The organism is Streptomyces sp. NRRL B-24085 (assembly GCF_001282115.1).
Classification (GTDB): Bacteria; Actinomycetota; Actinomycetes; order Streptomycetales; family Streptomycetaceae; genus Streptomyces.
Window position 1 is genome coordinate 1 of the sequence record NZ_LJBR01000507.1, and the last position, 5,543, is coordinate 5,543.

General features: G+C 71.8%; 5 protein-coding genes and 1 pseudogene. 2 read left to right on the plus strand and 4 right to left on the minus strand.

The genetic code is table 11. The features are described from left to right. The first annotated feature begins 55 nt into the window (after window positions 1–55). Complete coding sequence (locus AOJ26_RS44720; RefSeq protein WP_053852909.1) at window positions 56–244, plus strand: hypothetical protein; 189 nt, start codon at window positions 56–58, stop codon at window positions 242–244. Further along, a pseudogene (gene narJ / locus AOJ26_RS38030) lies at window positions 244–758 on the plus strand (nitrate reductase molybdenum cofactor assembly chaperone). The gene AOJ26_RS44720 and the pseudogene narJ overlap by 1 nt, the downstream one beginning before the upstream one ends. 7 nt (window positions 759–765) lie before the next feature. On the opposite strand, the gene dnaK reads toward narJ, so the two are convergent. From dnaK to AOJ26_RS38050, 4 genes are all read right to left on the minus strand, one after another. Next, window positions 766–2,625: a molecular chaperone DnaK gene (gene dnaK / locus AOJ26_RS38035; RefSeq protein WP_053852910.1), complete on the minus strand. Its 1,860-nt coding sequence runs from the start codon at window positions 2,623–2,625 to the stop codon at window positions 766–768. Window positions 2,626–2,723: 98 nt separating this feature from the next. Further along, complete coding sequence (locus AOJ26_RS38040; protein ID WP_053852911.1) at window positions 2,724–3,482, minus strand: glycerophosphodiester phosphodiesterase family protein; 759 nt, start codon at window positions 3,480–3,482, stop codon at window positions 2,724–2,726. A gap of 7 nt (window positions 3,483–3,489) precedes the next feature. Continuing rightward, on the minus strand, window positions 3,490–4,833 hold the full coding sequence (locus tag AOJ26_RS38045) for a hypothetical protein (RefSeq protein WP_053852912.1): 1,344 nt from the start codon (window positions 4,831–4,833) through the stop codon (window positions 3,490–3,492). A gap of 88 nt (window positions 4,834–4,921) precedes the next feature. Continuing rightward, entirely contained in the window at window positions 4,922–5,350 is a 429-nt protein-coding gene (locus tag AOJ26_RS38050; protein WP_053852913.1) for an OsmC family protein, read from the minus strand. Window positions 5,351–5,543: the final 193 nt, after the last annotated feature.

The following is a 5,543-nucleotide window of genomic DNA, read 5'->3' on the forward strand; positions in this document are numbered from 1 at the left end:
AGGCACGACCCGTCAGCCGCGGTGACGCACCGGACCGGCGGCCGCCGCCGTCGGCGTGCGGGCCGACGAGACCGAGGCGACGCACCGGCTGCCGGCGATCACCGAGGACGAGGACCGGTACGTGACCCGACGGCTGCCGGCGGGGACACCCGCCGCCTGGCGGAGCCGACACCGTCGGAGTGCCGGTGGACACTTCCACGCGCAGCGCGACCGGCAGACCACGGACGACGCGGAGGAGGCCTGATGCCCTCGGACGCAGTGCTCTACCAGCGGCGGCGCTCTGCCTGACCTATCCCGACGACGACTTCCGGGCCCGGCTGCCGCTGCTGCGGGAGGCGGCCCCGCAGTTGCGGGAGTTCGTCGACCACGCGGCGGTGACGCCCGCGCAGGAGCTGGCGGCGCACTACGTGCGGGTCTTCGACGGCACGAACCGGCACAGCCTGTACCTGAGCCGGTGGCAGGACGGGGCCACCCGGCGGCGCGGGATGTCGCTGGTGCGGTTCGAGGAGGTCTACCGGGCCGCCGGGCTGGAGTTCACCGGTGAGGAGCTGCCGGACTTCCTGCCCGCGGTGCTGGAGGTCGCGGCCCGCACCGGGGACCTCCGCCTGCTCACCGAGCACCGCGACGGCCTGGAGCGACTGCGCTCCCGGCTCACCGACTTCGGCACGCCGTACGCGACGGTCCTCGACGCCGTGTGCGCCACGCTGCCGACCGCCCACCCGTTCCAGCTGGGGCCGCGGCCGCGGACGGAGGCCTGACGGTTCCTCAGGCGGCGCCGCCCTTCTGGTCCTTCTCGTCGTCCACGATCTCCGCGTCGACCACGCCCTCCTCCTCCTGCGGCGGGGAGGCCGGTTCGTCCTGCGAGGGCTGCTGCTGTGCCTGGGCGTACATCGCCTGGCCCATCTTCTGGCTGACGGAGGCGAGTTTCTCGACGCCGCCGCGCAGGGTGCTGGTGTCGGCGTTCTCCTCCAGGAGCCGCTTCAGCTCGGTGACCGCCGACTCGACCTCCGCCTTGGTGTCGGCGGGCACCTTGTCGCCGTTCTCACGGACGAACTTCTCGGTCTGGTAGACGAGTTGCTCGGCCTGGTTGCGGGTCTCGGCGGCCTCGCGGCGGTTGCGGTCCTCCTCGGCGTACTGCTCGGCCTCCCGCATCATGCGGTCGATGTCCTCCTTGGGGAGCGCCGATCCGCCCGTCACCGTCATCTTCTGCTCGCGCCCGGTGGCGAGGTCCTTCGCCGAGACGTGCATGATCCCGTTGGCGTCGATGTCGAAGGCCACCTCGATCTGGGGGACGCCCCGGGGCGCCGGCGGGAGCCCGGTGAGGTCGAAGACGCCGAGCTTCTTGTTGTACGCGGCGATCTCGCGTTCGCCCTGGTAGACCTGGATGCCCACCGAGGGCTGGTTGTCGGTGGCCGTCGTGAAGATCTCCGAACGGCGGGTGGGGATCGTGGTGTTGCGCTCGATGAGCTTGGTCATGATGCCGCCCTTGGTCTCGATCCCCAGGGACAGCGGGGTCACGTCGAGCAGCAGCACGTCCTTGACGTCACCGCGGATGACACCCGCCTGGAGCGCGGCCCCGACCGCCACCACCTCGTCGGGGTTGACCCCCTTGTGCGGGTCCTTTCCGGTGAGCTCCTTGACCAGGTCGGTCACCGCGGGCATCCGTGTCGAACCACCGACCAGGATCACGTGGTCGACCGCGGACAGCTTGATGCCCGCGTCCTTGACCGCCTGGTGGAAGGGCGTCCTGCAACGGTCCAGCAGATCCGCGGTGAGTTCCTGGAACTGCGCGCGGGTCAGCTTCTCGTCGAGGTGCAGGGGCCCCTCGGCGGAGGCCGTGATGTAGGGCAGGTTGATCGTGGTCTCGGAGGACGACGACAGTTCGATCTTCGCCTTCTCGGCCCCCTCGCGCAGCCGCTGGAGCGCCATCTTGTCGTTGCCCAGGTCGACGCCGTACTGCCCCTTGAAACGTTTGACCAGGTGCTCCACGATCCGGTGGTCCCAGTCGTCGCCGCCCAGGTGCGTGTCGCCGTTGGTCGCCTTGACCTCGATCACGCCGTCGCCGATCTCCAGCAGGGAGACGTCGAAGGTGCCGCCGCCGAGGTCGAAGACCAGGACCGTCTGCTCCTCGCCCCGGTCGAGTCCGTACGCCAGCGCCGCCGCCGTGGGCTCGTTGATGATCCTGAGCACGTTGAGGCCGGCGATCTCCCCGGCCTCCTTGGTGGCCTGCCGCTGGGTGTCGTCGAAGTAGGCGGGCACCGTGATCACGGCGTCGGTGACGTCCTCGCCGAGATAGGACTCGGCGTCCCGCTTCAGCTTCTGCAGGACCCGCGCGGACAGCTCCTGCGCCCGGTACCGGGTGCCGTCGACCGAGCCCTGGTCCGGGAAGCGCCAGCTCCCGTCGCCCATGTGCCGTTTCACCGAGCGCGCGGTGCGCTCGACGTTGGTGACGGCCTGCCGTTTGGCGACCTCGCCCACCAGCACCTCGCCGTTCTTGGCGAAGGCCACGACCGACGGTGTGGTCCTGGCCCCCTCCGCGTTGGCGACAACCGTGGGTTCACCGCCCTCCAGCACGGCCACCACCGAGTTCGTGGTCCCGAGATCGATCCCGACCGCACGTGCCATCGCCGTCCCCTTCCGCCAGGGATGTCCACCGGAGAGCCTTCCCGCACTCCAGCACAAAACTTGAGTGCGCTCTTGTCAATGGGGCGGGTGGGCCCTGCTCAGTGGGACCGGTACCCCGGTGCGCGCTCCTCGTGCGGTTCCCCGCGCAGTGCGACCGCTCGCCGGGGCCGGTCGGTGATCAGGACGTCGACGCGCGGATGGTCGAGGAACGCCCGCATCAGGGTGTCGTCGTTGACCGTCCAGACCATGGTGAACAGGTCGTGCCGGACCGCCTCGCGCAGCACGTTGGCCCGGGCGAGCCGCTGGTGCACGGCCACCCCGCCCGCGCCGCAGGCGCGCACCCGGCGCATCGGCAGGAGCTCGCTGAGCCGGGTGCCGGCGAGGCGGCCCCGGGCGACCTCCTTGCGGTCGCGCCCCAGGGACAGCGCGGTGCGCACCCGGGGGAAGGCCCGCGCGACGGCCGCGACGGAGCGGTCCTCCAGGGTCGTGGCGACGAAGCCGTCCGTGCCGAGCAGGGCCACCGCCCGGTCGATCAGCTCCCGCTCGTAGCCGCTCTCCTTCAGGTCCAGATGACCGACCAGCTTCCCCGCGATCAGCGCCATCACGTCGTCGACGACCGGCACGGGGTGCCCGGCCCGGGCGCTGAGCTCGGCGTGGGTGATCTCGCGGAGGAACGGTCCGGTGCCGCCGGCCCGGGCGTCGTGGTGGACGACGAAGACCCCGTCGGCCGTGCGCCGCACGTCGAACTCGACGTACTCCGCACCCGACCTGATCGCGTCCTCGTAGGCCTCCCAGGTCGCGGCGCCGGCACGCTCGGAGCCACCCCGGTGGGCGGAGACGGCGGGACGTCGTGGCATACGGCGGTCAGCTTCCGGACGGGGGGCGCTGGGCGGGGACCGGGGCGGTCCGGCGGAGCAGGGAGCCGGAGCGACGGCCGGCCCGGATGATCCGGACGTAGCCGATCACGGCGAGCACCAGGAAGGGAACCCAGGCCAGGACGTACGCCGGGAGGTAGCGCGGGTCGAACACGGAGCGGTGCGGGTCCACGGTCGAGGCGTTGGCGCCGAAGAACCCGAGCAGCAGCGTCGGCGGCAGGGCGATCAGCGTGGCGATCGCCACCAGGACGGACACCGTGCGGTCGCGGCGGTCGTCGCGCTCCGCGAGCTCCGCGTCCAGGGCCGCCGAGCGGGCACTGATCACCGAGGTCAGCCGCTCCACCATGCGGGCGGAGTTGTCCAGGCTGTCGCGGATGCCGAACGCGTCCCGCAGGGAGGACTGGAAGGCCTCCATGACCGTCTCCGGGATCAGCAGACTGTCGACGTACGCCTCCACCCCGAAGGCCAGGTCCAGTTGGAGTTCGTTGACGCCCGCGGACAGCTGCGAGATCAGCGAGCGGATCTCGTACGGGGAGCTCGCCGAGGCCTGTTCGTTCGCCCGCATGGTCGCGAAGGCGGCCAGCCGGGTGCGCTGGAGGACGGCGAGCGCGGAGACCATGCCGACGGCGACCAGCGTCAGACCGTTCTCCACGTGCTCGGCCCAGCCGGCGTGGACGGAGACGCCGCGGCCGTGCGCGGAGAGGGTGGTGCCGTGGCTCCTGAGGTGGGGCGGCTCCGCTGTGGCCCGCCGGCCGCGGTACACCAGCTCGTTGAGTACGACCGCCTGCCGGGCCGGGTCGGCGCCGAGCAGTTCCTCACGCAACTCACCTCCGGGGAAGACGAGTTGGTGGACGTTCTGGCCGAAGGCGAGCGGCTCCCGGGGGGCGAGCCGCTCCCGCAGCACGTCGAGCAGCGGCCGGCCGCCGAGCGTGACGCGGTCCCGGTCGAAGCAGGAGTCGGCGAGCCACGCGGCGAGGGCGTCGCAGGGGGTGCGGCCGGCGAACTCGCAGTCCAGGACCAGGGTGATGTCACCGCGCGGGGTGGTGAGCACGACGAGCTCGGCCGAGGCCGGCGAGAGTCCGTGGTGGCCGTGGGGCAGCCGCAGCTCCCCGGGCGGTACGTCCGCCACGAGCACCGGCGCGGGCAGCACCGCCTCGCTGGACTTCAGGTGCAGGGCGAAGCGGCCGAAGTCGAACCGGTCGACGAGGCTGCCGAGCGAGGGCCCCGGCGGGTCCAGGGTGCCGCTGAGGCTGAACAGCACCAGGACGCGGGTGAGTCGGCGGGTGCCGGAGTCGAGTCCCGCCGTGCCGCCGGACGTTGTTCCCGTGATCATCGCGTCCCTTCCCCGCCCTGGCCCTCCCGAGTGCGGCAGCGCGCAGACCGCCCCGGACGAGCGGTCTGCGCGGCTGGTGCCTCGGGGTTCAGGCGAGCTTCGCGTCCAGCGTGATCGGCACGGACTTCAGGGCCTGGCTGACGGGGCAGTTGGCCTTGGCGTCGGTGGCGGCGGCGACGAAGCCGTCCTCGTCGAGACCCGGCACGGTGCCCTCGACGGTGAGGTGGATGCCGGTGATGCCCTCTCCCGGCTGGAAGGAGACGTCGGCCGACGTGACGAGCTTGGTGGGCGGGGTGCCCGCGCCGTTCAGGGCGTGCGACAGCGCCATCGAGAAGCAGCTCGAGTGCGCGGCGGCGATCAGCTCCTCGGGGCTGGTCTTGCCGTTGGCGTCCTGGGAGCGCGAGGCCCACGTGACCGGCTGTGCCTCGATGGCACCGGAGGAGTCGAAGTTGACGACACCGCTCCCCTCGAGGAGGTTGCCTTCCCAGACGGTGTGTGCGGAGCGCGTGGTAGCCACGATCAGTCCTTTCCTGTGGTCCCGCGGACGGGAGTGCGGGATCCATCCGATCACACACTACGGCTCAGCTCACCCGGAAGACGGGCCCCCGTGCGGTGAACGGCAGCCTGGCTCCCTGCGGGATCAAATAGGCGTGCTCGCGCCGCACCCGCAGCACATCGCACCAGCCGTCGGTGATCACCAGCACGGGGGC